Origin of the sequence: Indolivaga macrotermitis, from assembly GCF_900128985.1 — a bacterium.
Classification (GTDB): domain Bacteria; phylum Bacteroidota; class Bacteroidia; order Bacteroidales; family Dysgonomonadaceae; genus Dysgonomonas_A; species Dysgonomonas_A macrotermitis.
The window spans coordinates 87,806-113,480 of record NZ_FQUC01000007.1; the positions used below are offsets into that span (position 1 = coordinate 87,806).

At 38.7% G+C, this 25,675-nt stretch carries 26 protein-coding genes; 12 read left to right on the top strand and 14 right to left on the bottom strand.

Annotated features, from left to right (window positions below; translation table 11 throughout):
• Positions 1–24: 24 nt before the first annotated feature.
• The 3 genes from BUC12_RS10670 to BUC12_RS10680 all read right to left on the bottom strand — a co-directional run bounded on the left by BUC12_RS10670 (position 25) and on the right by BUC12_RS10680 (position 2,492).
• A complete protein-coding gene (locus tag BUC12_RS10670; protein WP_139262047.1) occupies positions 25–1,002 on the bottom strand; it encodes a hypothetical protein in 978 nt (325 codons plus the stop codon).
• Positions 1,003–1,140: 138 nt separating this feature from the next.
• On the bottom strand, positions 1,141–1,935 hold the full coding sequence (locus BUC12_RS10675; RefSeq protein WP_062179462.1) for a PhzF family phenazine biosynthesis protein: 795 nt from the start codon (positions 1,933–1,935) through the stop codon (positions 1,141–1,143).
• A 14-nt stretch (positions 1,936–1,949) separates the two neighbouring features.
• Positions 1,950–2,492, bottom strand: a complete 543-nt coding sequence (locus BUC12_RS10680) for a hypothetical protein (RefSeq protein WP_062179465.1) — start codon at positions 2,490–2,492, stop codon at positions 1,950–1,952.
• Between the two features lie 340 nt (positions 2,493–2,832).
• Here BUC12_RS10680 and BUC12_RS10685 point away from each other — a divergent pair, with 340 nt between their 5' ends.
• Together BUC12_RS10685 and queG are read left to right on the top strand one after the other, a co-directional pair.
• Entirely contained in the window at positions 2,833–3,402 is a 570-nt protein-coding gene (locus BUC12_RS10685) for a hypothetical protein (protein WP_062179468.1), read from the top strand.
• 1 nt (position 3,403) lies between these two features.
• Positions 3,404–4,342, top strand: coding sequence for a tRNA epoxyqueuosine(34) reductase QueG (gene queG / locus BUC12_RS10690; RefSeq protein WP_062179471.1), 939 nt, complete (start codon positions 3,404–3,406; stop codon positions 4,340–4,342).
• On the opposite strand, the gene BUC12_RS10695 is transcribed toward queG, so the two are convergent.
• Positions 4,333–4,983, bottom strand: a complete 651-nt coding sequence (locus BUC12_RS10695) for a response regulator transcription factor (RefSeq protein ID WP_062179474.1) — start codon at positions 4,981–4,983, stop codon at positions 4,333–4,335. The two genes, queG and BUC12_RS10695, sit on opposite strands and share 10 nt — an antisense overlap.
• 390 nt (positions 4,984–5,373) lie before the next feature.
• Between BUC12_RS10695 and ndk the strand changes: the two genes are divergently transcribed.
• The 7 genes from ndk to folE all read left to right on the top strand — a co-directional run bounded on the left by ndk (position 5,374) and on the right by folE (position 11,101).
• Complete coding sequence (ndk, locus tag BUC12_RS10700) at positions 5,374–5,835, top strand: nucleoside-diphosphate kinase (RefSeq protein WP_062179641.1); 462 nt, start codon at positions 5,374–5,376, stop codon at positions 5,833–5,835.
• A gap of 33 nt (positions 5,836–5,868) precedes the next feature.
• Positions 5,869–6,846, top strand: coding sequence for a M23 family metallopeptidase (locus BUC12_RS10705; protein ID WP_062179477.1), 978 nt, complete (start codon positions 5,869–5,871; stop codon positions 6,844–6,846).
• A gap of 162 nt (positions 6,847–7,008) precedes the next feature.
• Positions 7,009–7,560 (top strand): DUF1599 domain-containing protein, encoded by a 552-nt coding sequence (locus BUC12_RS10710; protein WP_062179480.1) that lies wholly within the window; start codon positions 7,009–7,011, stop codon positions 7,558–7,560.
• A 28-nt stretch (positions 7,561–7,588) separates the two neighbouring features.
• On the top strand, positions 7,589–8,923 hold the full coding sequence (locus BUC12_RS10715) for a BT_3928 family protein (RefSeq protein ID WP_062179482.1): 1,335 nt from the start codon (positions 7,589–7,591) through the stop codon (positions 8,921–8,923).
• Between the two features lie 44 nt (positions 8,924–8,967).
• Positions 8,968–9,729: a triose-phosphate isomerase gene (tpiA, locus tag BUC12_RS10720; protein WP_062179485.1), complete on the top strand. Its 762-nt coding sequence runs from the start codon at positions 8,968–8,970 to the stop codon at positions 9,727–9,729.
• A 168-nt stretch (positions 9,730–9,897) separates the two neighbouring features.
• Positions 9,898–10,422: an SPOR domain-containing protein gene (locus BUC12_RS10725; protein ID WP_062179488.1), complete on the top strand. Its 525-nt coding sequence runs from the start codon at positions 9,898–9,900 to the stop codon at positions 10,420–10,422.
• A gap of 91 nt (positions 10,423–10,513) precedes the next feature.
• Positions 10,514–11,101, top strand: coding sequence for a GTP cyclohydrolase I FolE (gene folE / locus BUC12_RS10730; protein ID WP_062179491.1), 588 nt, complete (start codon positions 10,514–10,516; stop codon positions 11,099–11,101).
• A 35-nt stretch (positions 11,102–11,136) separates the two neighbouring features.
• Here folE and BUC12_RS10735 read toward each other — a convergent pair whose 3' ends face one another.
• The 5 genes from BUC12_RS10735 to BUC12_RS10755 all read right to left on the bottom strand — a co-directional run bounded on the left by BUC12_RS10735 (position 11,137) and on the right by BUC12_RS10755 (position 16,825).
• On the bottom strand, positions 11,137–12,261 hold the full coding sequence (locus tag BUC12_RS10735; RefSeq protein ID WP_062179494.1) for a glycosyltransferase: 1,125 nt from the start codon (positions 12,259–12,261) through the stop codon (positions 11,137–11,139).
• Positions 12,258–13,313, bottom strand: a complete 1,056-nt coding sequence (locus BUC12_RS10740; RefSeq protein ID WP_062179497.1) for a glycosyltransferase family 9 protein — start codon at positions 13,311–13,313, stop codon at positions 12,258–12,260. The genes BUC12_RS10735 and BUC12_RS10740 overlap by 4 nt, the downstream gene beginning before the upstream one ends.
• Before the next feature lie 37 nt (positions 13,314–13,350).
• The gene (locus tag BUC12_RS10745) at positions 13,351–13,962 is read right to left on the bottom strand and encodes a DUF4254 domain-containing protein (RefSeq protein WP_062179500.1); all 612 of its coding nucleotides are present in this window, start codon (positions 13,960–13,962) and stop codon (positions 13,351–13,353) included.
• 137 nt (positions 13,963–14,099) lie between these two features.
• Positions 14,100–15,641, bottom strand: a complete 1,542-nt coding sequence (locus BUC12_RS10750; protein ID WP_062179504.1) for a YifB family Mg chelatase-like AAA ATPase — start codon at positions 15,639–15,641, stop codon at positions 14,100–14,102.
• Positions 15,642–15,712: 71 nt separating this feature from the next.
• Complete coding sequence (locus BUC12_RS10755; RefSeq protein ID WP_062179507.1) at positions 15,713–16,825, bottom strand: DUF4369 domain-containing protein; 1,113 nt, start codon at positions 16,823–16,825, stop codon at positions 15,713–15,715.
• A gap of 291 nt (positions 16,826–17,116) precedes the next feature.
• Here BUC12_RS10755 and BUC12_RS10760 point away from each other — a divergent pair, with 291 nt between their 5' ends.
• Entirely contained in the window at positions 17,117–19,225 is a 2,109-nt protein-coding gene (locus tag BUC12_RS10760; RefSeq protein WP_317041629.1) for a S9 family peptidase, read from the top strand.
• Between the two features lie 35 nt (positions 19,226–19,260).
• Here BUC12_RS10760 and BUC12_RS10765 read toward each other — a convergent pair whose 3' ends face one another.
• The 5 genes from BUC12_RS10765 to BUC12_RS10785 form a co-directional block, all read right to left on the bottom strand.
• Complete coding sequence (locus BUC12_RS10765; protein ID WP_062179515.1) at positions 19,261–19,446, bottom strand: hypothetical protein; 186 nt, start codon at positions 19,444–19,446, stop codon at positions 19,261–19,263.
• 107 nt (positions 19,447–19,553) lie between these two features.
• On the bottom strand, positions 19,554–21,008 hold the full coding sequence (locus BUC12_RS10770) for an aminoacyl-histidine dipeptidase (RefSeq protein ID WP_062179518.1): 1,455 nt from the start codon (positions 21,006–21,008) through the stop codon (positions 19,554–19,556).
• A gap of 356 nt (positions 21,009–21,364) precedes the next feature.
• On the bottom strand, positions 21,365–22,105 hold the full coding sequence (locus tag BUC12_RS10775; RefSeq protein ID WP_236689384.1) for a DUF2625 domain-containing protein: 741 nt from the start codon (positions 22,103–22,105) through the stop codon (positions 21,365–21,367).
• 10 nt (positions 22,106–22,115) lie between these two features.
• Complete coding sequence (locus BUC12_RS10780) at positions 22,116–22,700, bottom strand: hypothetical protein (protein WP_062179521.1); 585 nt, start codon at positions 22,698–22,700, stop codon at positions 22,116–22,118.
• Positions 22,697–23,716 carry a lysylphosphatidylglycerol synthase transmembrane domain-containing protein gene (locus tag BUC12_RS10785; protein WP_062179524.1) on the bottom strand — a complete coding sequence of 340 codons (1,020 nt, stop codon included), beginning with the start codon at positions 23,714–23,716 and terminating at the stop codon, positions 22,697–22,699. The genes BUC12_RS10780 and BUC12_RS10785 overlap by 4 nt, the downstream gene beginning before the upstream one ends.
• A 159-nt stretch (positions 23,717–23,875) precedes the next feature.
• Between BUC12_RS10785 and rsmA the strand changes: the two genes are divergently transcribed.
• Together rsmA and corA are read left to right on the top strand one after the other, a co-directional pair.
• The gene (gene rsmA / locus BUC12_RS10790) at positions 23,876–24,691 is read left to right on the top strand and encodes a 16S rRNA (adenine(1518)-N(6)/adenine(1519)-N(6))-dimethyltransferase RsmA (protein ID WP_062179526.1); all 816 of its coding nucleotides are present in this window, start codon (positions 23,876–23,878) and stop codon (positions 24,689–24,691) included.
• A gap of 27 nt (positions 24,692–24,718) precedes the next feature.
• Positions 24,719–25,663, top strand: coding sequence for a magnesium/cobalt transporter CorA (gene corA / locus BUC12_RS10795; protein WP_062179529.1), 945 nt, complete (start codon positions 24,719–24,721; stop codon positions 25,661–25,663).
• The last annotated feature ends 12 nt before the right edge of the window (positions 25,664–25,675 follow it).

Genomic DNA, 25,675 nt, shown 5'->3' on the forward strand with positions numbered 1-25,675 from the left:
CTGCTATTTTTTTATTGCCAATTTTTAAAATATCTCCTTTATTTTTACCTTCTTATTTACAGGTAATTGTATTGAATCAGATCTCCTCTTAAGGTAAACGTCATAAGTATTAGAAACAGAATTCTTTTTCCACTTTGAATAGGAATCAACATTCTCCCTACCCGAGTCAAAAATATATTTCCCTAATTTATTTTGCACATATTCTGCTTCTACATGATATTTCCTAATGCCTGTAGTTACAACACCTCTCTTTTTCATTGTTCCAACAGTCCAAAGGCCGGTTGCTTCGACTGAATAACTTACATATAATATTGCCTGTGTAGCTTCATCAATAATCAGGTATCCATTTCTTTTCTTGTCTTGATAATAAATTTTTAATGATTGTCTTCCTTTATAGTTTATATGCTCAAAGTTATCATAACTATAAGATTTATAATATCGTACTACATCATGTTTTTGGATTGGAATAATATTCAAAAAATCATACGGCTTCATAAAGAATACGTTTTGCTTAAGTTCATCCGATACATATTCCCTCTCTGGTTTTTTAGCTATATATAAATCTTTTTCCTCTTGATTAAGCTGTATTATTCCCTTATAATCAATCAACTGTTCTGTATTTTCTTCACCAATCTTCTTATATAACAGCTCTGTATCAAATACCAAATTATCATCAAACGGATCAGAATAGTTTTCGGGTATCTTTCTTATAACCTCCTTCATGTATTTTTTAGCATCAAAAACCTCAGATACAACCACTTCTTTCAGGGCTATTAATTCATCTTCCAGATAAATAGTTGCAGTATCCATCGTGAATTTTAAGTCGTGAAACAAATACTTTTCAGGCCTATAACTCAAATGAGAAAAATAAAGGGTGTCATTGGGTGTCAACTTATCTCGTCCAATATGTATAATTCCATCTTTGTCGGAATGCCAGAAGCCATCTCCTTGCCTGACATATACGCCTTCTACTGGTTGATTGCCGAAATCAATAACCCTCATAACAAACTGATCTTTAGCAGTAATAAGACTTAGTAGCAGCAAAAGATTAAATACCATTTTACATAGTAATATTTAGTGTTGGTTTTCTTACGTCAAACTTACAGTAATTCCGGTAACTTTTGAATCCCGAGGTAAAAATTAGTCCTGAATATATATGTCGCCTTTAAAGTATAATTGGGCTCGCCCTCCTATCTCTACTCTTTTATCTGACAATTTGCATCGCAAATGACCTTTCCGGTTTGATAATTGCATTGCTGTGAGTTCCGTTTTATTCAGCTTTCCGGCCCAATATGGAGTTAAAGTTGTATGAGCCGATCCGGTAACGGGGTCTTCAATTACTCCCGATTGAGGGGCAAAAAATCTGGACACGAAATCTACAGTCTCCCCTTTCGCTGTTATTATTACTCCTCTAGCCTGTAGTTTTGCGATAAACTCAAAGTTAGGCCTAATCTCAATAATATCTGATTCTTTTTCGTATACCAGCATATAGTCTGATTTTCCTTTATATGCCTCAACCGGTTTTTTATCGAAACAGTTTTCTATTTCTTTCGTTACAGATGTACTCCGGAACTCATCTACAGGAAAATCGAGTATCAATTCATCATACTTTCTATTTACTGCCAGTATTCCGCTTCTGAGGGAATAAAATCTGATAGAGTCGCCCTCATAGTCTTCATAATGGAATATAACGTATGCTGCTGCCAATGTAGCATGCCCGCACAGGTCTACCTCTACACTGGGTGTAAACCACCGGATTTCATAACCATCACTCTGTTTCACATAAAAAGCTGTCTCTGCCAGATTATTTTCCATCGCAATTTTTTGCAAAAGATCGTCATCTAACCACTCATCAAGTGGGCAAACAGCAGCCGGGTTTCCACCGAATAGCTTTTCGGTAAACGCATCGACCTGATATAATTTATACTTTTTCATATTTCTACATTAAGTTACTTCAAAATACTATGATGTTGACGTATTTTATTCTTGATAGTATTCGTCAGGTCAAGATTGTCTAACTCCACCAGATACCTGTAATGTTTATTAAGGAACTCGGGGTATTCTATCTTGTTGGGCAACTGACGGAACGTTCTGATAATTTCTATATCCCTTTTTTCTCCATCCTTCAATTGAAAGGTTGTCGGGGATGTAACTTTGCCAAAAGCTTCGAAAATGGATTGCCATATTTTTCTCGGACCATTCACGTATTTTCCATTGAAACAAACTCCACGAATAAGTATCCCTCCATCTGTCGTATCATTACTCCCCAAAGTAATATCTATACCTTGATTGTGATAACGCCACTCGCCCCCTATACGGTTATGTTCATGAGTATACTCGTCGGGATGATGACCTTCGTTAAAGTAATAAAACTCTATCTCGGTAAACCTGAATACAGTCTCATTAACATATAAAGCCTTTTGAGTCAGAATCTCTTTAGCAATCCTATCGAAAGATGCCTCTATTGCCGCGTTATCAATTTCGAAATTCATAATCAGTGTATTTTTGTAAACCCGATAAAGATAAACAAAAGAACCTGCCCGAGAATATTTATCTATAACAAAAAGAACCAAGAAAAAAATTATCCAATGAGTACAGAAAAAAAACACAAAATATGTGTCACTTTTGTCACCTTTGTCACCCTTTCGACACTCTATTTATTGATAGACAACATATTACCAAGGCAACAAAGTAAACTGTAAGGTGACACCCGTGTACACCTTTTTGTATAGGTTTGTATACTTTGTGTCACCTTCAACCCTTTATTTTATTTTGTTTGTATATATTTGAAGCTATATAAGTAACAGCTACTTAAAAGAACGATTAAATCTTATGAGAAAAAGTAAAAAGAAATTTCTTGCTAAACTCTTTATTATAATTATCGCAATATTCATTGCTGCTTTCATATTCAGAGGTGCCCTTTATCGCGTTGCGGTCAGTTACAAGGAAGATGGCAGCAGAAAGAACTATAAAGTAAAGGATAAGAACTTTGCGATGTATATTGAAGATAATATATCGGATGCTCCGAATGACATAGAGTCTATTATCGACCTGTCGCAGGAGATTACAAGTAAAGCATTGGAATTTTCGCTCGAAGCCAAAGAAAACGATCCTAATAAAACAGTACTTCTGCGCCGTGCCAATTGTATCGGATATGCCGCTTTTACTGCTGCTACCGGAAATTACCTGATCGATAAATATAAACTATCGGAAGTATGGGAAGCTAAACCTGTAAAAGGCAAGCTGTTTATTTTCGGTCAGGATGCCCATAAAAAAACCAAAATGAAGTCTTTCAAAGACCATGATTTCGTTATCTTCAAGAACAAAGTAACGAAGCGTGAAATAGCTGTTGACCCGACTGTCGAGGATAAATTCGGAATAAAACGAATCACCAAATATTAAGATGAATAAAGCAGCATATTCAACAGAGATCAAAGAGTATGCCCTTTCGCTCGGTTTTGACGCTTGCGGCATCTGCCGCGCAGAACCTATCGGAGATACAGACAAATCGCATCTGGATAAATGGATCGAAGACGGTTATCAGGCAGATATGGATTACCTCGCCCATAATACGGATAAACGGATAAACCCGACCTTGCTTGTTGACGGCGCAAAATCCATAATCAGTGTCGCCCTCAATTACTACCCTCACGAACGGCAATCCGAAGCCGCCCCTCAGTTCGCATACTATGCTTACGGCAAGGACTATCACGATGTAATGAAAGATAAGTTGGGCAAACTGTTCTCATTTATCAAATCGCTATTGCCGGATACACAAGGCCGGATATTCTGCGATACCGCTCCGGTAATGGAAAGATACTGGGCTGCTAAAGCCGGACTGGGATTTATCGGCAAGAACACATTGCTTATTATCCCCAAGAAAGGCTCGTATTTCTTTCTGGGAGAAGTTATACTGGACCAGGAACTCGAATATGATAAACCGCTTGACTTATCATGCGGAAAATGCACCCGCTGTCTGGAGGCCTGCCCTACCGGTGCGATCGAAAAGCCTCATCTATTGAACGCCCGTAAATGTATATCTTACCAGACTATCGAGAATAAGGGTGAGATAGATGATACTATTAAGCCTCTATTGAACAACCGCATGTACGGTTGCGATATCTGCCAGCAAGTCTGCCCGTGGAACAGGTACTCGAAGCCTCACCGGACAGAAGAATTTACTCCTCATCCGGAGTTTCTTGCGATGGATTACAAATCTTTACAGGAGATGGAAGTAGGAGATTACCAAAGGATATTCAAAGGATCAGCAGTTAAGCGAGCCAAATACAACGGGCTGATACGAAACATCAAGGCACTGACAGAGAACCGTGATCAGATATAGTATTCCGACACATCAACAATACCCGCGCGCATAGCATATTTGGTTGCCTCATGTACATTATTCACCTCAAGCTTACGGAAGATATTCTTACGGTGGGTGATAATAGTATGGAAACTAAGGTTACGATCGGCAGCTATTTCTTTTGTGGTTTTACCCAAAGCTATTTCTTTCAGTATTTCTCTTTCGGTCGTTGTCAGATGATTGTCCAACGAATCTTGCAAAGAACGTGTTAATGTACGGATATGATTATCCACGCGTTTGCACAAGAACTGATCGCCAACTAAGGTAGACACAACGGCATCGCGAATCTCGCTTACCTCATTTGACTTCAGAGCAATACTAAAAGGCAGCCTGTTGGCTTGCATATCACGAAGGAACGTATCGCTCAACTCATCAGAAAACAATAACCAATCGGCTTGGGGATATCTTTCGTGCAGAATCTGAAGTTCATTCAGTGATGAGAAATCCGAAAGAGTATAGTCCAGAATTACCATTGCATTGCTATTGTCGGACAGTAGTTTCAAAAGCTCATTTTTATCCGTTATTTCGTGAACAACATCTATTCCCTTGATGTCATTCGTCAGATATTTAAGACCTAAACGGGTAATATCTTGAGCATCGGCTATAATCAGATTTCTCATTTTTTTATCCGGATAATGCAATTTTTGTACAAATCTAATAAAAGTGAACAATATACACCCTATAATTTCCTTTAATATATGCCGTTTTCAGACGATTATGGCTAGGATCAAGACCAACGAAGAAGTATTTTAAGCCGTATAACACAATAAACGATAAAAAAACAATAAAAATCGTTAATGTAATGAACTTTTCATTTTTATTCGTTTTTCGATAACAAATTAGATCGCTAAAAATCAGTTAATTATATTTTAATGAGAAAAAAGGACATTGTTAAATACATGAAAGTTACAGGACTTACAGTTGTTTTTAACAAAATAAAAACACTATCTTTGAATAATTCGTATGTAAGAGAAACAGTTAAAATTGTATATAAACGTAGTATCATTTTTATGGAGAAAACACTTGTTATACTTAAACCTTCTGCCGTGCAGAGAGGTTTGATCGGAGAAGTAACTTCGCGATTTGAACGAAAAGGTTTAATACTAACAGGTACAAAGATGATACAATTGGATGATGAAATTCTGAGCGATCATTATTCACATCTAAAAGACAAACCGTTTTTCCAGAGGGTTAAGAATTCCATGAAAGCATCACCCGTTATTGTTCAATGTTGGGAAGGTGCAGAAGCAGTGGCAGTAGTAAGAGCCCTCGTAGGTAAAACAAATGGACGAGAAGCAACAGCAGGCACTATCAGAGGTGATTATTCAATCAGCTTTCAGGAGAATATTGTGCACGCATCCGATTCAGTAGAAGCGGCAAAAGTTGAACTCGCCCGGTTTTTTAAAGAGAATGAAATCTTTGAATATAAGAAGGCTGTATTATCGTTTTTATATTCAAATGATGAAATATAAGTTCAACATTAATGTATCAAAAAGTTATTTAACGTGAGTTTGAAAACAATCAAAGCCTGTACATTAGCTACTTCGCTGCTGATTATCCCTTTGTGCTCTTTTGCGCAGGCCGAAGGCCACAAAGATGATGCTGCCAGAGTAGAGCTTACTTACAAGCAAAGGCACAGCAAACCGTCGAATGACCTCTACGCGGACGGTATAAAAATTAAGCGAGATTTATCACTAATCAAAGAGGCGCAAGAAGAACGTATAATGGATGCAGACGAAATTCCTTCTGACGACTTATACGGTAGTATATGGAATAACCGATATGTTAACATATACGGATCTTTAGAAACAATACCTTCGACGTACACGGTCGACCTTTCCAACTTCTCAATGCCTACAGTAGGCTACACAACTTCAAATTACGGACATCGCGGCAGAAGAATGCACCACGGTATCGACCTGAAAGTTCAGATCGGGGATACTATTTATGCGGCATTCGATGGTAAGATCCGTGTAGTTGAATACGAAAGAAGAGGATACGGAAACTATGTAGTGATCAGGCATCCCAATGGGCTGGAAACTGTATACGGACACTTGTCTAAGTTTTTGGTTTCGAACAATGATGTCGTAAAATCCGGAGACCCTATCGCATTAGGAGGAAACACCGGACGGTCTACCGGATCGCACCTACACTTCGAGCTACGCTTCTTAGGGAGATCGATTGATCCTACAGACGTAATAGATTTCGAAAATAAGGTATGCCATAAAGACCAGTTCATGGTTGTAACAAGCACATTAGGAACTCCGGGGCAAAAGCTAAAAGTAGCTAATACAAGCCGTTCGTCTGCAAAATCAACAAACAAGTATGCTACCGGAACAGTATCGTACTACCGTATCAAGAAGGGCGACACTTTAGGCAAAATTGCGAGAGCACACGGTATATCTGTAAACAAATTATGTTCATTGAACAACATGTCATCAAGAGAAACTCTTCGCTTAGGCAAAACTTTACGGGTTTCATAATTTGAGTATCAGAGTACTTACTTAATATACAGAAAAGCATAGGGTTTTCCTTATGCTTTTGTTTTTTTTCCTACCTTTGTACAAATAGGATATTTAAAGCCTCTAACAGGCAAATAATGGTATAAGTGTTTACATACAAAAAGTTTATCATAAGGAAAAGAGATGCCGAATACTGAACAACAATTTGATCACATCATAGCTACATGCCGGGATTTATTCAGAAAGAAACTGATTGATTATGGTGCATCATGGCGGATTCTACGTCCCCAGTCTGTTACTGATCAAATACTCATTAAAGCCAAAAGGATACGTAGTATCGAAGAAAAAGGCATCAGTAAAGTCGATGAAGGTATTAACTCCGAATTTATTGGCATTGTCAACTATGGCATTGTCGGGCTTATACAATTGGAATTGCAACATACCGATAGTGTAGACATCACAACAGAAGAGGCGATGTCCTTATACGACAAATATGCTCAACAAAGCAAAGAATTGATGTTTGCCAAAAACCACGATTATGGAGAAGCGTGGAGAAGCATGCGTATAAGTTCATATACAGACCTTATTCTTGTCAAGCTATTCAGGACTAAACAAATTGAAAATAACGAAGGCCATACACTTGTTTCTGAAGGGATAGATGCAAATTACATGGATATGATAAACTATTCTATTTTCGGGTTGATTAAACTAAATTACCCGGAAGACAAAGAATAATCCACATACATATTATCATACAATCTTTATGGGGCAGACAAAATCAATGATAGAAAAAGCGATTGTAGAGGTAGCACGTATACTACTTGCGGCAACCTTTATATTCTCAGGCTTTGTCAAATCGATCGATCCTTTGGGTACAGCCTATAAGGTTCAGGACTACATGACTTCATTCGGTTTTTCCGAACTGCACCAATTTGCCTTACCTATATCCATTGCACTCTGTGCCGGTGAACTATGTCTGGGTATATTTATGCTATTCGGGCTATACAGAAAGTGGACTTCGCGGTTACTTTTTATAGTCTTGCTATTCATGACCCCGCTAACCCTATATCTGGCAATTACCAATCCGGTAAAAGACTGCGGATGCTTTGGCGATGCACTTATCATTACCAACTGGCAAACTTTTTTCAAGAATATTATTCTATTAGCTTGTTCCATTACCACCCTGTTCTGGTACGAAAAGATCATGAATATATTTACCGGTAAATTTTACTGGTTAGTAGCAATATACATCATTGCCGGTGGTATTGTATTCTGTATATTCAATACTATCAACGAACCGTTGATAGACTTCCGTCCATATAAGATCGGAGCTAATATTCCTAAACTGATGACCGTTGAAGAAAACAAGGCTCCTGTATATGAAAATACCTTTATCTATAAAAAGGATGGTGTAGAGAAAGAATTTACCGAAGATAATTATCCGTGGCAAGACTCAACATGGATATTTGTAGACCGTTATAATAAACTCATCAAAGAGGGTGAAGAACCCGTTATACACGATTTCTCAATCAATCGCCTTTATCTGAATAAAGACAAGACGGAAATAGAAGCAGAGGAAGACATCACAAACGAAGTTCTTTCGGACAGCAATTATATCTTTCTGATGATTGCTTACTCACTCACCGATATGCGGATCAATAATCTGGATAACTTTGAAGATGTAAATAACTATGCAAAAGATCATCAGTACAAATTTTATTGCCTGACATCTTCCCCGAGGGATACAATTATACAGTTCGAAAATGACAATATTACGAACTTCGATTTTTGTCTTACCGACGAGCGTACCCTGAAGACTATTACACGATCTAATCCCGGGCTATTATTGATAAAGGATGGTATTATAATAAATAAATGGGGGGATAAGAAGGTACCCAACGAAAAAGAATTGAACAGACCGATAGAGGAATTACCGATAGCTCATCCCGAGAACAATCAGGCTCCGACGACTAGGGATATAGCAAATCTTATTCTGCTATTTTTCATTCCTCTGGCAGTTGTGAAAATCCTCGATGCTGTTCTTTATCACAGAAAGAGTATCACACCGAAAGGTGAACAGAAGAACAAATCAGAATAAATGATTATTCATTTTTTTATAATTATATAATAATAAATTCTATTATGAGAAAGAATATCGTTGCCGGAAACTGGAAGATGAATAAGAATCTTCAAGAAGGTTTGGCTTTAATCGATGCATTAAAAGTGGCATTAGCCGACAGAGACAAAGTAAATTGCGATGTAGTACTTGGTACTCCGTTCATTCACTTGGCAAATGCAGTTGCTGCAGTTGGAGACAAAAAAATAGGTATCGCTGCACAAAACTGCGCAGACAAAGCTTCGGGTGCATACACCGGTGAGATTTCGGCTGCTATGATTGCTTCAACAGGTGCTAAATACGTAATTTTAGGCCACTCTGAACGTCGTACCTACTATGGCGAAACTGATGCTACACTAAAAGAAAAAGTGGTTTTGGCATTGGCTAATGAACTTACTCCAATCTTCTGTATAGGTGAAGTTCTTGAAGAAAGAGAAGCAAACAAACAAGAAGCGGTAGTAAAATCTCAGATCGAAAATGCTCTTTTTACTCTTTCAGCTCAGGATTTTTCTAAAATAGTACTTGCTTACGAACCTGTATGGGCAATCGGTACCGGAAAAACGGCTACATCTGCTCAAGCTCAGGAAATGCATGCATTTATCCGCAAAACTGTTGCTGAAAAATATGGCAAAGAAATAGCAGATAACACATCTATCCTTTATGGAGGTAGCTGTAATGCTTCGAATGCAAAAGAACTGTTTTCAAACCCGGATGTTGATGGTGGACTTATCGGCGGTGCTTCTCTTGAAGTAGACAAGTTTACTCCTATTATTGATGCTTTTAATTAATCATAAATAAAGGATAACAGAGAGTTATGGATAATGGCTCTCTGTTATATTCTTTATAAAAGTTTTTTCTAAAGTGCCCGCTATATCTGCACGGAGACAGAAAAATCCGAACTTATACATTTACATGTTTGTTTAAACTTGTACAGCAGATATTTATATAAAAACATTATGAATAAACTAACTTATATATTATTTTTCTTTTTCGGCAGTTGTCTATTACTCGGTGCTCAGAATAAATCCATTATTAATGACCTGAATACGACTAAAGGAGGACAAGGTAAAATTGTTATTTATCAGGATGACGCAATCAAAAACCTGGTTGGAACAACTATTAACGCAGGCTCATCGGTATCGAATGCTAATGAACTCGAATCGCAATTAGCCGGCGTTTCTGAAAATAATAACGGATCGAAGAATTTTGTCAAAGCAAAGGGATACCGTATACAAGTATTTTCGGGAAGTGACCAGAAAAGGTCAAAAAACGAAGCTCAGTCTCGTAAAAACGCAGTTCAGTCGGCATATCCTAATATGGATGTCGTGGTATCGTATGCTTCACCGGTATGGCGTGTCAGAGCCGGAAATTTCAAGAATCATGAGCAAGCTCAACAAGCTTTGTCCGAAATGCAAGCCAAACTATCTTTTGGCCGCGAAATGCGTATTGTTGAAGATGTTATAAAAGTAGCCATCAACTAAGCACATAATAAACTCACTTTTGATAAAATAGCAGGAAACAGATATTATTACTCAAGTACAAATATCCTGCATCAAACTTAAAAAAAGAGAAATGCCATCAACAGATAGCACTATTGCTAATCAGACTACATCTATATTAGCTGATAATTACAAAAATATAATCCGCCTGCTTGGCGAAGATACAGACCGTGAAGGTCTTCTTGATACACCCGAAAGAGTAGCGAAAGCGATGCAATTTCTGACAAGCGGATACTCTCAAAATCCGGAAGAAATTCTTCAAAAAGCGCTTTTCAAGGAAGATTACAAACAAATGGTAATCGTAAAGGATATTGATTTTTACTCATTATGCGAGCACCATATGCTCCCATTTTGGGGTAAAGCACACGTAGCTTATATTCCGAACGGCTATATAACAGGTCTAAGTAAAATACCTCGTATTGTAGATGTATTTTCGAGACGGTTACAGGTACAAGAACGTCTTACAACACAGATAAAAGATTGCCTACAAAATACACTGAATCCATTAGGTGTAATGGTAGTAATAGAAGCCCAGCATATGTGTATGCAAATGCGGGGTGTGCAAAAGCAAAATTCGACTACTACAACTTCTGACTTTACAGGAGCATTTAATCAAGCAAAAACCCGCGAAGAATTTATCAATTTGATTCGTCAGAGATAAGCAAAAACTCTTTTGCTATAATTTCGATTACACAGTCATAACCGGGAAGCAAAGAGTGTTAATTCATCAGAGAAAACAGCCCACGAAAGCCGTTTTTTCTCTTCTTTTATATGCTTTGTAAAAGTTTCGCGATTCGTTTCCTCTTCAGCAAAGTAACCTTTTATACCTTCACTTAAGGATATAGATGAAACATCATTTACAATGATACCGGTAGACCCTTTCCGTATAGAGTCTCCCAATGCTCCTACATTTGTTGCGATAAGAGGGGTCTCCATCTGATAGGCTACAGCAACAACTCCGCTTTGTGTTGCATCTCTGTATGGCAGAACCAACACATCAGCAGCAGAGAATAATAACGAGACTTTTTCGTCAGGAATATACTCCTGCATCACTTTGATATTATTTTTCAGAGGAGAAGCTTCTATCGAGTCCTGATAACCTTGAAAACTACCATAACATTCGCCGGCTATTACCAGCTGGTAATTATTATCCAGCAAAGCCATAGATTCGATAAGGATATCAAGCCCTTTGTACTCCCTGATGAGACCGAAAAAAAGAAGAATCTTTTTATCTTTATCAACCCCTAATTTAAGGCATGCTTCAGCACGGTCTATTCTATTTCCATAATGATCGTAAATAGGATGAGGGCTTACCAATACCGGTTTCTGTGGAACAATAGCTTTTAAATCATCTTTTACGAGGTTACTCAGTGCTACAAATCCATCACATTGCGAGAAAAAATATTTAGCGAATGGTCTATCAAAGAAACGTTTTTCGTGCGGTATTGCATTATGGATAAGTCCTATGATCTTTGTCTTCTTTTTTATAAACCTGCAAACCGTACCCAGAGCCGGAGCGAGGAAAGACATCCAATAAGGAATAATCAGTATATCGGGCGAAAATTTATTTATCGCCGAAGCTGTAATATAATATGAAAAGGGGTTAACACTATTTAATAGCCTTTTACTCTTCACGGGTATTGCAGAGTCTTCGTCTGTAACATATTGTGTTTTACCGGGAAAAAGAAAAGACGGATAAAGAGTTGTAAAGTTGAAGAGTTGTACTTCATTCGTTTTAGAAAGCTCTTCGTATAAGCGCCCGCTAAATTGAGCCATTCCTCCGCGGAAAGGATAAAATGGGGATAATATTGCAATTTTCATTGCTCTATTTCATTACTACCTTTACCTTTAAAAAGTATCTCGGCAACTTTTTCTAGTATCTCTTTTTCAGTTATCGCATTCAGGCATGCTAAGTCTTTTCGGGCACAAGGAACTTCTCCATATACCGAACAAGGTCTGCATTCGATATCAGTTTGTATTACGTTATCTAGATCTTGATTGAATCCGTAAAAACCTAAGTTTGGATGAGTAGCTCCCCAAATTGAAACAACAGGTGTTTCGACCAATGATGCCAAATGCATATTAGCAGAATCCATTGAGATCATAACGTCTATATATGATATGAGCAGAAGCTCATTTATCAGGTTAAGCTTTCCAGATATCGATATTACATTTTCATATTTACCTTCCCATTCTTCCAATACAGAACGTTCTTGAGGTCCTGAACCGAATAAGAAGATTTTAGCACCAAAATTTTCGGATAACTTTTTAAGCACAGTTTCCATTTTATCCAGAGGATATATTTTCTCTGCGTGTTTTGAGAAAGGTGCAATTCCGATCCATGCACAGTTTTTTTCTTTAACAACAGCACGGAGTGGGTATAACGACCTTTCTTTAAACTCAAAGAAATTCTTAAAAACCATTTCTGCCGGAAACCCTATTTCTTCAAAAACCGCCATATAACGTTCGTAACTTGAAGTCAATGGTGGATAAAGTTGCTTGGAGACAATCATTTGTCTCTTTTCAGCCCTTCCTTTATCTATATAAGCGGTCTTTTTTCCGAGCATTGCCATACATCTGCGAATAAGCTTCGTACGTAAAACATCATGAACATCCGCAACATGAGAATACCCATATTTTAAGACATTCTTAAGCAACATAAGTGTTCCGAAAAAGCCTTTATGATGATTAGACGGATCAAAAGTAACCGCATTGATATTGAAGCCCAGATTTTCGAATAACGGGGCGAAGGATTTACGTGTCAACACGATAAACCTATCCTGCGGATAACGTGCTGCTACAGAAAAGACAACAGGTACCAACATTGCCACATCTCCAAAAGATGACAATCTGGTTATTAATATTTTAGCCATTATTAATTATAATACATTATTCTGAAACCGAAACGAGTTACTTTCCTTTTTGCTCGTACAATACAGGGTTCAGATCCGGATCGTTATACATTTTCATCTGCTTGTACACTTTCATGTACTTATGCCCATTCTCAATATCTCCGAGCAAATCGGTAATTGCCTCTGAGAGATCCTTTCTTTGTTCGAGCAAAACAGATAACTTTTTCTGACATTGTTCCCGATGAGACTCACTTGCATCGGGCCTGTTTACCTCCTGTTCCATATGATATATTTTCAATGCCAGAATAGACAGGCGGTCAATAGCCCATGCAGGGCTCTCGGTATTAATTTTAGCTTCGGGTGAAGCAATTACATCCTTATATTTATCAAGGAAATAGCTATCAATAAGTTCAACCAGGTCTGTACGATCCTGATTCGATTTATCAATCCTTCTTTTGATTCCGAGTGCAACTACCGGGTCTATCTGTGGATCCCGGATAATATCTTCTAAATGCCATTGAACTGTATCTATCCAATTTTTGAGATACAGATAATACTCTATAGTCTTTACCTCAAAAGGATTAGACACCGGAGTATCAACGTTATCTGTCTTATGATAATCTTCAATTACATTACTGAAGATAGTATTGCTTAATTCTGTAAATTTCATAAATTCACATTACTCTATAATGATACAAACAAAAAGATACTATTACCAGTCTGTAAAAATAACCATTAAAACAAACAGGTAAAAACATCTCCCTCATTAACATATTAGGCAAATATAATAAAAAGCTTTACATAAACCTATTTATTGGCCCAATTTTCTCTATCCAGATTGCGGTAGTTAATTGCTTCAGCCAAATGATTTGGCAAAATGTTTACTGATCCATCCAAATCGGCTATTGTCCGCGACACTTTTAGGATACGGTCGTATGCCCTGGCCGACAAATTAAACAAATCCATAGCTTGTTTTAGTAACTTTAGACCAGACTCGTCAGGTGCAGCGTATTTACGCATCAGTTTAGATGTCATTTGAGCATTGCAATGAATTTCAGGTTCTTTCTTAAACCTTTCAGCCTGAATCTCTCTGGCTTTTATTACTCTGTTACGTATAGCTTCACTGTTTTCCGCTACTGCTGCATTTGATATTTTATCGAATGGAACAGGCACTATTTCTATCTGAATATCGATTCTATCGAGTAAAGGCCCGGATATTTTATTCAGATATTTCTGAACAGCTCCTTGCGAACATACACATTGTTTTTCGGGATGGTTATAATACCCGCAAGGGCAAGGATTCATTGAAGACACCAGCATGAAGCTTGCCGGATACTCGATGGAGAATTTTGACCGGGATATGCAAATAAGCCTATCCTCCAATGGCTGCCGTAATACTTCCAAAACACTGCGGTTAAACTCGGGCAATTCGTCCAGAAATAACACTCCATTGTGTGCCAAACTTATTTCTCCGGGTTGCGGATAGATTCCTCCCCCAACCATAGCTACATCCGAAATAGTGTGATGTGGCGACCGGAATGGACGTACCGACATTAGGGATGTATCTGAATTCATTCGCCCGGCTACACTATGGATTTTCGTTGTTTCCAATGCTTCCTGAAGTGTAAAAGGGGGTAATATGCTCGGTATTCGTTTAGCCATCATCGACTTTCCTGCTCCCGGAGGACCTATCATTATCAAGTTATGTCCACCGGCTGCGGCTACTTCAATAGCACGCTTTACGTTTTCCTGCCCTTTTACATCAGTAAAGTCGAATTCAAACTCGAATTGCCTCTTCAAAAATTCTTCACGGGTATTTATTTCGACAGGAGTAAGAGTAATCTTATCATTAAAGAAATCTACTACTTCTGTGATTTTGTCTACTCCATATACCTCCAGATTATTAACAACTGCGGCTTCCCGTGCATTTTTCCGGGGAACAATTAATCCTTTAAAGCCTAATTCCCTCGCCTTTATCGCAATAGGTAAAACCCCTTTTACAGGAAGAATAGTACCATCGAGAGATAACTCTCCCATAAGCATATATTCCTCTAACTTCCCGGTTTCGAGTGTTTCTGATGCAGCCATAATACCTATAGCTAGAGGAAGATCATAAGATGACCCTTCCTTCCGGATGTCGGCAGGAGACATATTTATTATAACTTGTTGTCTGGGGAATTTATATCCGTTAACCTGTAATGCCGAGATAATACGCTCGTGACTTTCTTTGACCGAAGCATCGGGTAAGCCGACCAACATAAACTTTATCCCTTTCGAACAATTAACTTCTATTGTGATTAGTGTGGCATCTATACCTTGCACTGCTGCTCCAAATACTTTTACCAGCATAAATTTGTGTTACAAATGTTGTTTGGAGCAAATATAATAGAAAAAAAGGATATTTTGGAAAGCTAAAAAATTTACTCTTCTGAATTAGTCTTGCTCTTTATATTATATCTTGTGTACAGAGACCTCATATCAACATCCCGCTCCTCAATAATACCTTCGGGAGAAACTAATATCATATACGGAGTGGAAGTTACATGGTATTTCTTTACAATATTCGAACTCCATTTCTTTCCATCGAAAAGGATTGTCCAATCTAAAGAATTCGCAATATCTACGATTTCGGGTTCGGGATATCTGGCATCGACATCAATAACAATAGTCAAAAAAATAACTTTATCCTTCAATTCTTTCTGAGCCCCCTTAAGCATCTCAAAATACTTAATATTCTGAGGGGTAGATTTCAGGTCAAACATCAGTAAAACATCCTTACCCTTACCTCTGAAATCTTTCAGGCTGACATCGTCTCCTTTCGAACTTTTCAGTGTAAAATCAGGGGCAACGGCTCCTACTTCTGACTTTTTGACTCTTTCATAAAAACTTCTTAAGGCTGTTGTCAGATAGAAATCGGCTGCTTCTCCTTTCAGGAGTTCTATATCATTGCCCAATAATTCGGGGGATACATTGTTTATAGAATAATCGTCCATTAAAACTACACTAGCCATTTTCGTCGGATTATTCCCAACATATTCGCGGACGCATCTTGCTAACTGAAAGTTTACATTCTTCAATTCGGCAGGATCCAGATTCTTTTGTTTACTTAATATTCTTGACCGGGCTTGCAATAAATTCTGGTTTTCCGTTTTAAAAGACATCAAATCGTCATTTACCCGTCCTCCTTTCAATTCAGCCAAGCCAAAATCGGCAACATTCGCCTTCAATTTTACAGAGTATCCCGGTTCGAGGAAAAAGGTAATATGAGCTTTACCTTCTCCGCAAAACAGATCAACCAAAGTCGGCCCCTCCACTTTTCCTTTGTAAGTAAACTCTCCACTATTACTAACAACTATAGTATCTATTGCTACCGAATCTCCCGATATCTCACGTACTGCATACAATTGGGTAGCTGACAGATTATCCAGCTTTCCTTCTACCTTAAAATTCGTATCACTATTCTTTGTACACGACTGTAGCAGTAAGAACAGAATACTAAAAAAACACAAATATTTTATATTGGAAAATAACATAAACAATATTCTTTTTTAAATCCAGCATAGAATAATCAACAAATATTATGCCTAAATATATTATCTTGTCGAAGAAATTCAATTTGCAAAGATAGAATTTTACATTAGATTATTCTTGCATTTTTTCATCTTTTTTAACATCGGTGAGTTTTTTTTGCAGATTGAAGAATTTACTCAAAAGCTTCAATAACACATATATGTTTTATCTTTGTTATCAAATAAACGTGTAATGATATGAGAATGTTTAAGAATTTGTTGTTTACTGTCGTTTTACTAATTTCAACAACCATTATGGCTCAAAGTAATCAGCCGCCACTTTCGTTAGAAGATTTGATACCAGGTGGTAATTCGTTTAATAAATACAGAGTGCAATCCCCCTCACAAGTACAATGGTGGGCGGATACTCCGGTTCAGGTAAAAGGGGATTCTGTCGTAACATTACCGATCGACGAAAAACAGACATCGAAAGTAATAATATCGAAAGACAATATAAACAAGAGTATTTCTTCAATAGGAAAAGAACCTCTGGCAACCCTCGGCACCATTAGTTTCCCATACGGAGAAGAGCCTGTAATGATGCTAACCAGAGGGAGCAACAGCTATTTGTATAACTTAGACAGCCAAACGATAGAAGCTTCATTCTCATTACCCAAAGATGCCTCTAACAACGACTTCTCCAAAGAAGGCAAGGCTATTGCTTATACCAGAGATAATAACTTATATATTCTCGATACTGATTCCAGAGAAACCGCTATCACAGCGGATACCGATAAAGGTATTGTAAACGGACAAGCTGTCCACCGCAATGAGTTTGGTATTAGCAAAGGTACTTTCTGGTCTCCGACAGGGAATCAGTTAGCCTTCTACAGAATGGATGAGACAATGGTTACCGACTATCCTCTTGTCGATATTTCTACCAGAATTGCTGAGCTGAAAGACATCAAATATCCGATGGCCGGAATGAAAAGCCATCATGTAACTGTTGGGGTATTTAACCGCACGACCGGACAAACAACATTCTTAAAAACCGGTACTCCTAAAGAGAAATACCTGACAAATATAGCATGGAGCCCCGATGAGAAGTATATCTATCTGGCAGAATTGAATAGAGGTCAGGATACATGTAAAGTAGTTAGATATGATGCCGTTTCAGGAAAGTTAGACGCAACGCTGTTTGTCGAGACACACCCTAAGTACGTAGAGCCCGAACATCCTGTCCTGTTCTTGAAAAACGACCCTAACCTGTTTATCTGGCAAAGTGAAAGGGATGGATACAATCACCTATATCTTTACGACACATCAGGGAATATGAAGAAACAAATCACTTCCGGCAAATGGGATGTTACCGATGTATTAGGTTTTGATGTGACAGGAAACTACTTATATTATGTATCAACAGAAGTAACCCCACTCGAAAGGCATATATATCAGCTTAGTTTAAAGAATGGCAAAACCGTACAGCTATCGAAAGAAGCCGGAGTACATTCTGCCCTACTTAGTGAAAGCGGTAAATACCTTATCGACAGATATACATCTCAGTACAACCCCGGAAAAATTGCCATTACTGACACTAAAAGGAACAAGAGTTATGAGGCTTTTGCAGCAAAGAATCCATACAAAGATATTACACTACCCGAAATCACTTTAGGTTCGCTTAAAGCAGATGATGGAAAATCTGACCTTTACTACAGATTGGTAAAGCCTTTAAACTTCGATCCTTCCGTTAAATACCCAACTATAGTATATGTGTACGGAGGTCCGCACTCGCAGCTGGTTGATAACTCGTGGATGGGGCAAGTGCGTGGATGGGATATCTATATGGCTGAGAAAGGATATATCGTATTCACTCTCGATAATCGTGGAACGGCAAACAGGGGTATCGACTTTGAGAATATAACCCACCGCCAACTAGGAGTAGTAGAAACTCAGGATCAAATGACCGGAGTCAACTATCTGAAATCTCTGCCATATGTTGATGCAGACCGCATAGGTGTTCACGGATGGAGCTTTGGCGGATTCATGACTCTCAATCTGATGTTACGCCATCCCGAAACATTCAAGGTAGGGGTTGCCGGAGGACCTGTCACCAACTGGAAATATTATGAGATAATGTATGGAGAACGATATATGGACTCCCCTAAAGAGAATCCCGAAGGTTATGCCGAAACCAGTATGGTAGACAAAGCCGGAGACCTGAAAGGACGCCTGATGCTTATTCACGGAGACGAAGACCCTACGGTAGTAATGCAGCACAGTTTGCAGTTCCTGAAATCGGCTATCAAGAAAGGAACTCATCCCGATTTCTTCGTATATCCGGGGCATGGACACAATATGATCGGTCGCGACCGTGTGCATCTGCACGAACATATAACACGATACTTTGACGACTTCCTGAAATAAGACTTTTCTATATAATAAAAGTAAAAGCGGAAAAATCACTTTTTCCGCTTTTGTTGTCTTTTAAAGAGATATGCCAAAGCCAGAATCACTATTACATTGCCTGCAATAATCAACAGGAACTTACCCATCTCCCCTTTATCACTATAATAAGGATAAATCACTACCGAAATAAGGATCAGGTAAAGGGCTGATATTATCAGAAACAGAAGTGTCTTCGGCATATATGGTTATATTAAGTAACAGTAAGTATTTAATGATATGTTTTCAGCATATAACTACCTATTGTTATTTCACTTACAAAACCCATAAAAAGGTCTGAGACCTTATTTTATTTCAACTCTGCCAGAATAGCTGTCAGATAGTCATAGAAGCGTTCTACTGTATCTATCTCAACAAACTCATCCGGCGAGTGCGGATTCATAATGGTAGGACCGAACGAAACAATATCCAATCCGGGTGTACTGTCTAAGATTATACCACATTCCAATCCGGCATGAACAACCTGTACAACAGGCTCTTTTCCGAACTTAGAATTAAAGATCTTTCTCATCACCTCTAATGTTTTGGAATGGGCATTGGGTTGCCAGCCGGGATAAGCATTCACAGCTTCTACTTTAGCATCCGCCAATGAGAAAAGGCTTTCGATCATCGAGTCTAAAGCTTCTTTCTTGGTTTCAGACGAACTGCGGGTCAGGAATTTCACTTCTACTTTTCCTTCGCCCGACTTAACCGAAGCAATATTAGTGGAAGTCTCCACTATACCCGGAAATGATTGCAACATCCCGATAACTCCGTTAGGACATGCTACTATAGCATTGATCACATCATCCTGCACTTCTTCCGGTAAAACGGTCTTTGGCAATTCTGTCTTCTCTGCTTTCAATGTCAGGTTAAGTTCAACATCAGCATACTCTTCGTTATACAAGTCGTTATAATCATCAACCAGTTCGAGCAGGGCATCTACATTTTCGGGCAGTACAGTTAATATAGCAAAAGCTTCACGGGGTATTGCATTACGCAACGATCCGCCATCTACCCAAGCCAGACGGGCATCTAATGACCTTACCGTATCTTTCAGGAAACGGAACATAAGCTTATTCGCATTGGCACGCCCTAAATGTATTTCACCTCCCGAGTGACCACCTTTCAATCCACGAAGGCTTACTTTTACAGCAACATCTCCGGCAGGAACTTCAACTTCTTTATACTGCCATGTTATATTCTCGTCGATACCTCCGGCACAACCGATACACAGTTCGCCTTCCTCTTCAGTATCCAGATTAAGCATTATACTACCTGTCAGGAATCCGGGTTGTAATCCGAAAGCACCAACCATTCCTTCCTCTTCGTCTATAGTGAAGAATCCTTCGATCTTGCCATGTGCAAGTGTATTGTCTTCCATCACCGCTAATATAGCGGCAGCCCCGATACCATTATCGGCTCCCAGTGTTGTAGACTTGGCTTTTACAATATTACCATCGATAACCGTTTCTATCGGGTCTTTAAGAAAATCATGCTGTACATCGGCATTCTTTTGCGGAACCATATCCAGATGCGCCTGTAATATTACGGTAGGAGCGTTTTCCATCCCTTTCGATGCTGGTTTGGTTATCAAAACATTGCCTACTTTATCTTGTTTCACATCCAGATTTAAGGACTTGGCAAAATCTACCACATACTTCTCAACTGCCTTCGTATGGCCTGTCGGACGGGGAATTTGTGTTAACTCATAAAAATGCTTCCAAACATTCTCCGGTTTCAACTTTAAAATTTCTTTTGACATAATACGATATGTTTATTATAAGGTCTCAGACCTGTTTATTATGGAGGTAAATAAAACAACACTTGCCGCTAATTACCATTCTATTTCTTAAAACAAAAGTACACAAAAGTGACCCGAAAGTGACATGGTTGTACACCTTTGTTTACTCACTAAACTATTTGCTCTAAAATGATTAACAACCAAAAGGTGACAAAAGTGACACTTTTTAATGTTTTTTTACGTTCACATTTCATTAAACCATTCAAAACAAAACACTTACATTCAACCAGAAATAAAAAAAGTAACAACCGGTGTCACCTTTGTCACTTTTTATTCAGGTATGATCTGTATTGTACCAATCTTCTCAAAGAACTTCTCTATTGTATAGATAAATCCCAGACTTCCTGTACAGGCACAATTTTACGAGAACATTTATTTATATCCTGCCCTTCCTTAGTCCACAGATAAGGATAGAATGACATAGCCTGTGTTCCCGATATATTTTCGAGATCTTTTTCGTAGCCATCCCACTGCGAATCCAGATAGAACATATCTAAATCCCCCTGAAAACACCACACAATAAAAGCAGAATAACTCAACTCCAGAGGTTCCCATTCTTTCGTATCAGGAGCAAAATAATAGATCTGCCCTATTCCTTCCGGAGATAAGCCACCTCCGTTCAAAGCAAAAAAACCGCCCAATACATCATCGGCAACTAATAAGAAAGAAGGTTGCTCTCCTGCTTCATTATACGATTTTCCTTTGTTCCATTCGGGCAAACTACGATCGAGCCGCTTATGTCCCGAACCCAAAACCCGAAGCCATCCTTTATTGATCAGTATCCCCCCGGTTTCGTATATAATCGCTCCCATGGGTGAACGGGTAGTTACCTGAGTTTCGTATAATGCCTGTTCCGCCCGTTTCGGGTCACGGGGCAATATTTCAACCTTATTGGTTGCTTCTTTATACCATTCCCGCACAATGTCCATTCCCGGCTCTTCGGTATCTATCAGTTGCGACAATTCTCTCATATTCTTCTTATCTGTAATATTATTTCCCGTTTGACAACTGGCTGTGAGGGTAAACATTATCAATAATATGCCCGATAGTATTCTCATGGTTCAATCTTTATCGTTTTTCGAACTTTCCGGTTGATGTGATCATTATTACTTCATCCCTCGATTCGGGCGTCGCATAAGCATCGTATCTCGTAACGTATATCATCGGTTTATGCATATCTATAAGAGTACTTGTTTGCCATGCGCCTTCGGCATTATCATACAGAACTTCCAGTGCATCTATAAATTTACCGTCGGGGGTATAATTGACAAGCCAACACGCCCATTCCGAGTCATAATCTTCAGCTATCAGGTAAGTTTTGAAACCACTATCGAAAGATACCTCTCTTAGCAGGTAATAGGTGAACTGATCTTGTCCGTCTTTCAAACGGGTAAACGTTTCCAGATGGTATTTTTTCGGGTCAACTATAGGTTTTTTTACCGATTTCAGTGTACGGCGATAGTAATCTTCATCTACAATGATTGTACTCTCTGTTTCTTTCGGTATTTCAGGCACATTTATAACAGCCGGGATTGTATCGTCTTTTATCTCGATACTTTCTTCCGATGGCTGTTCCTGCTCTTTTGCCCGTTCTTTATTTATACACGAACAAGCAACCAGAATACAGATAAAGACAGATAAATGCCGCCTCATTTTTTACTGTCTTTCAAAGACAGGGCAAACATACTGAACAACCCGCAAACAACTATCCACAATGACTGTATGGCAAATACTGCAAAAGCAAAAGCTTCGCCCGAATTTTTCGTTACACCATATAAGCCTAATGACAATACCACCGCAGCATGCCATACACCCATACCTCCGTTGGTAGGAATAGCCATACTCAGGCTACTCAAAGCAAAGGCGATCAATCCGGCGGTAAAGCCTAAATGACGGGTAAAATCAAATGCATAGAATGTAATATAAAAGTACAAGAAGTATGAAGCCCATATACTAAATGTATAAAAAAGGAAAAGCCCTTTCTGTTTCATCTTGAAGATAGCTTTCATATCATTCCACAAGCCAATAAGTAAGCCACTTATCTTTTTTACGATCTTATTCTCTTTGAATACCGTAAAGGTTAAAACTAATAGTACGATTATTCCCATAATACTTCCTATAAGCCATGGCGAAGCGAATAATTTCTCGATAGATGCTGACAAAGCTTGGTTTTCTTGTATATACGACAAAAATACTTCGACATTAAAACAACAAGCTAGCAGAATTACACATGCAACGGTACAGGTATCTGCAACACGATCGAGCAGCATCGAACCGATCACCTTTGTAAAAGGGATATTCTCCCCTTTAGCAACCACTGCACACCGCCAGACCTCTCCTCCACGCGGAATAGCTATATTCACGGCATAACTTCCCAATACGGAATAAATAAGCGTAGACCTCGAAGGCTTATAGCCCAATGGTTCCATCAGCAATTGCCAGCGTATACCTCTGATTGTGTTTCCTAAAGGCCCGAAAATCAAAGACAATGCCAATATTCCGAAATTAGCGTCTTTGATGGTTAACCACATTTTATCGAAATCCGTATCACGGTATAGAAACCAGAGGATAACAACACCCAATATCAAGGGTATAGTAATTTTCAGTGCCTTAGATATCAACGATTCTTTTTTCCTCGTTCCCTCTGCCTGAGTAGTAGTATTCTCCATCTAATATTTTTTTGGATGAAAATTTGTTGTCTATTCATGCGCAAAAGCATCTGTACACTTTACAGGAAAATACAGACACAAAAGCCTTATTTCTCTTATCTATAGGATAAAATGATTAACTTTGCACGTCACAAAGATAACGATTTATAATAAATACGGATGGGAGCAGTAACACCGAAAAAATTTTTGGGTCAACATTTTCTGACAGACTTGCAGATTGCCCGGCAAATAGCTGATACGTTAGACGATTTCAGCAACATTCCGGCAATAGAAGTCGGGCCCGGCATGGGTGTTCTGACACAATTTTTGTTAGAAAAAAATATAGACCTCACAGTCATAGAGATAGACCGCGAATCGGTTCCTTATTTGCAGGAAAACTTTCCGGCTTTGAACGGCCGTATTGTTGAAGCTGATTTTCTAAAGCTGAACCTCTCTGATATTTATCCCGGCCAGTTTACCGTAATCGGTAATTATCCGTATAACATATCATCACAAATATTCTTTAAGGTACTCGATTACAAGGAGCAGATTCCCTGCTGTTCGGGCATGTTGCAGAAAGAGGTTGCAGAGCGCATAGCTTCCAAGCCCGGAAAAAAAGCTTATGGTATACTGAGTGTGTTACTACAAGCATGGTACGATATAGAATACTTATTCACCGTAAGCGAAACAGTATTCAATCCGCCACCGAAGGTTAAATCTGCCGTTATCAAGCTGGTAAGGAACAACAGGCAATCGCTCGATTGTGACGAAAAGCTTTTCAAGACGGTTATAAAGACATCGTTCAACCAGCGCCGCAAGACTTTGCGCAATTCGATGAAACCTATTTTAGGTAAAGATAACGAGATATACACTGATCCGATATTTGATAAAAGGCCCGAACAATTATCAGTTGAAGAATTTATATATCTGACCAATCTGACTCAAGATCATATGCCTGCCGGAGGCGAAAATTCGGGAATCAGGAGAAGAGAATAAGAAAATAACGAAGAAAAACGGAGTATTATGTCAGAAGTAAGACTGTTTTACCACAAAGACAATGTCATCCGTATAAGCCGGAGCATTGAATTCTTGAAAACGACGCCTATCAAGAATTTCTTATGGATAGACCTTAATAATGTAGACGAGGAAATAGAAAACGAACTCGAAGACTACCTGAAAATTTATATTCAGGAAGAGGAAGAAATGATCGAGATCGAGATGTCGTCGCGTTATATGGAAACGAGTGATTCGCTTGTGGTCAACTTCAACTTCCTCCGGCTCAATTTCGAAAGAGAGCCGGTATCGTTCATACTCAAAGACAATATACTGATAACCGTACGTGACGAAGATCTGACCTCGTTTCAGGAAACGGTAAAGAAAATATCCGCCAGCCCCAAAAACTATCCTACCGGATACCATGTATTCGTAGCCTTGCTCGAAACCCGTGTAGAGGTGGATGCTGATATGATCGAAGAGATGACCCAAAGAATTACCATCCTCAGTAACAGCCTCACCATGGAAGAAGCAGATGCTGAACTCTTGATGGAAATAAAAGACCTGCAGGAAAAAACTATGCTGCTTCGCGAAAACATTATCGAGAAGCAAAGGGCGGTATCCAATATGCTGAAAAGCGAACTCATCCCTCACGAATTGCATGCCAAACTGACTATCGTTGTAAAAGACATTAATTCGTTGCTCGAACATATACGGTTTAGTTTCGACCGTCTCGACTATTTGCAGGATACGTTTCTGGGGTTTGTTAACATCGAGCAGAATAAAATCATCAAGATGTTTACCATTATATCGGTGATCTTTATGCCCCCTACCCTCATAGCAAGTATTTACGGGATGAACTTCGATATTATGCCCGAACTACACTGGGATTACGGCTACATTATAGCCATTATACTGATGATTGCGTCTTCAGGTGTTATCTTATATTATTTCAGGAGGAAAAAGTGGTTGTAAAGGCTCTGTTCA

Coding starts and splice junctions, on each gene's coding strand:
- BUC12_RS10760 (WP_317041629.1), top strand. CDS start 17,117: ATGGCTCAAAGTAATCAGCCGCCACTTTCGTTAGAAGATTTGATACCA.
- BUC12_RS10780 (WP_062179521.1), bottom strand. CDS start 22,700: ATGAGGCGGCATTTATCTGTCTTTATCTGTATTCTGGTTGCTTGTTCG.
- BUC12_RS10725 (WP_062179488.1), top strand. CDS start 9,898: ATGAATAAACTAACTTATATATTATTTTTCTTTTTCGGCAGTTGTCTA.
- rsmA (WP_062179526.1), top strand. CDS start 23,876: ATGGGAGCAGTAACACCGAAAAAATTTTTGGGTCAACATTTTCTGACA.
- BUC12_RS10785 (WP_062179524.1), bottom strand. CDS start 23,716: ATGGAGAATACTACTACTCAGGCAGAGGGAACGAGGAAAAAAGAATCG.
- queG (WP_062179471.1), top strand. CDS start 3,404: ATGAATAAAGCAGCATATTCAACAGAGATCAAAGAGTATGCCCTTTCG.
- BUC12_RS10685 (WP_062179468.1), top strand. CDS start 2,833: ATGAGAAAAAGTAAAAAGAAATTTCTTGCTAAACTCTTTATTATAATT.
- BUC12_RS10675 (WP_062179462.1), bottom strand. CDS start 1,935: ATGAAAAAGTATAAATTATATCAGGTCGATGCGTTTACCGAAAAGCTA.
- BUC12_RS10750 (WP_062179504.1), bottom strand. CDS start 15,641: ATGCTGGTAAAAGTATTTGGAGCAGCAGTGCAAGGTATAGATGCCACA.
- BUC12_RS10715 (WP_062179482.1), top strand. CDS start 7,589: ATGGGGCAGACAAAATCAATGATAGAAAAAGCGATTGTAGAGGTAGCA.
- corA (WP_062179529.1), top strand. CDS start 24,719: ATGTCAGAAGTAAGACTGTTTTACCACAAAGACAATGTCATCCGTATA.
- BUC12_RS10765 (WP_062179515.1), bottom strand. CDS start 19,446: ATGCCGAAGACACTTCTGTTTCTGATAATATCAGCCCTTTACCTGATC.
- tpiA (WP_062179485.1), top strand. CDS start 8,968: ATGAGAAAGAATATCGTTGCCGGAAACTGGAAGATGAATAAGAATCTT.
- folE (WP_062179491.1), top strand. CDS start 10,514: ATGCCATCAACAGATAGCACTATTGCTAATCAGACTACATCTATATTA.
- BUC12_RS10710 (WP_062179480.1), top strand. CDS start 7,009: ATGCCGAATACTGAACAACAATTTGATCACATCATAGCTACATGCCGG.
- BUC12_RS10680 (WP_062179465.1), bottom strand. CDS start 2,492: ATGAATTTCGAAATTGATAACGCGGCAATAGAGGCATCTTTCGATAGG.
- BUC12_RS10740 (WP_062179497.1), bottom strand. CDS start 13,313: ATGGCTAAAATATTAATAACCAGATTGTCATCTTTTGGAGATGTGGCA.
- BUC12_RS10770 (WP_062179518.1), bottom strand. CDS start 21,008: ATGTCAAAAGAAATTTTAAAGTTGAAACCGGAGAATGTTTGGAAGCAT.
- ndk (WP_062179641.1), top strand. CDS start 5,374: ATGGAGAAAACACTTGTTATACTTAAACCTTCTGCCGTGCAGAGAGGT.
- BUC12_RS10755 (WP_062179507.1), bottom strand. CDS start 16,825: ATGTTATTTTCCAATATAAAATATTTGTGTTTTTTTAGTATTCTGTTC.
- BUC12_RS10670 (WP_139262047.1), bottom strand. CDS start 1,002: ATGAGGGTTATTGATTTCGGCAATCAACCAGTAGAAGGCGTATATGTC.
- BUC12_RS10735 (WP_062179494.1), bottom strand. CDS start 12,261: ATGAAAATTGCAATATTATCCCCATTTTATCCTTTCCGCGGAGGAATG.
- BUC12_RS10695 (WP_062179474.1), bottom strand. CDS start 4,983: ATGAGAAATCTGATTATAGCCGATGCTCAAGATATTACCCGTTTAGGT.
- BUC12_RS10745 (WP_062179500.1), bottom strand. CDS start 13,962: ATGAAATTTACAGAATTAAGCAATACTATCTTCAGTAATGTAATTGAA.
- BUC12_RS10775 (WP_236689384.1), bottom strand. CDS start 22,105: ATGAGAATACTATCGGGCATATTATTGATAATGTTTACCCTCACAGCC.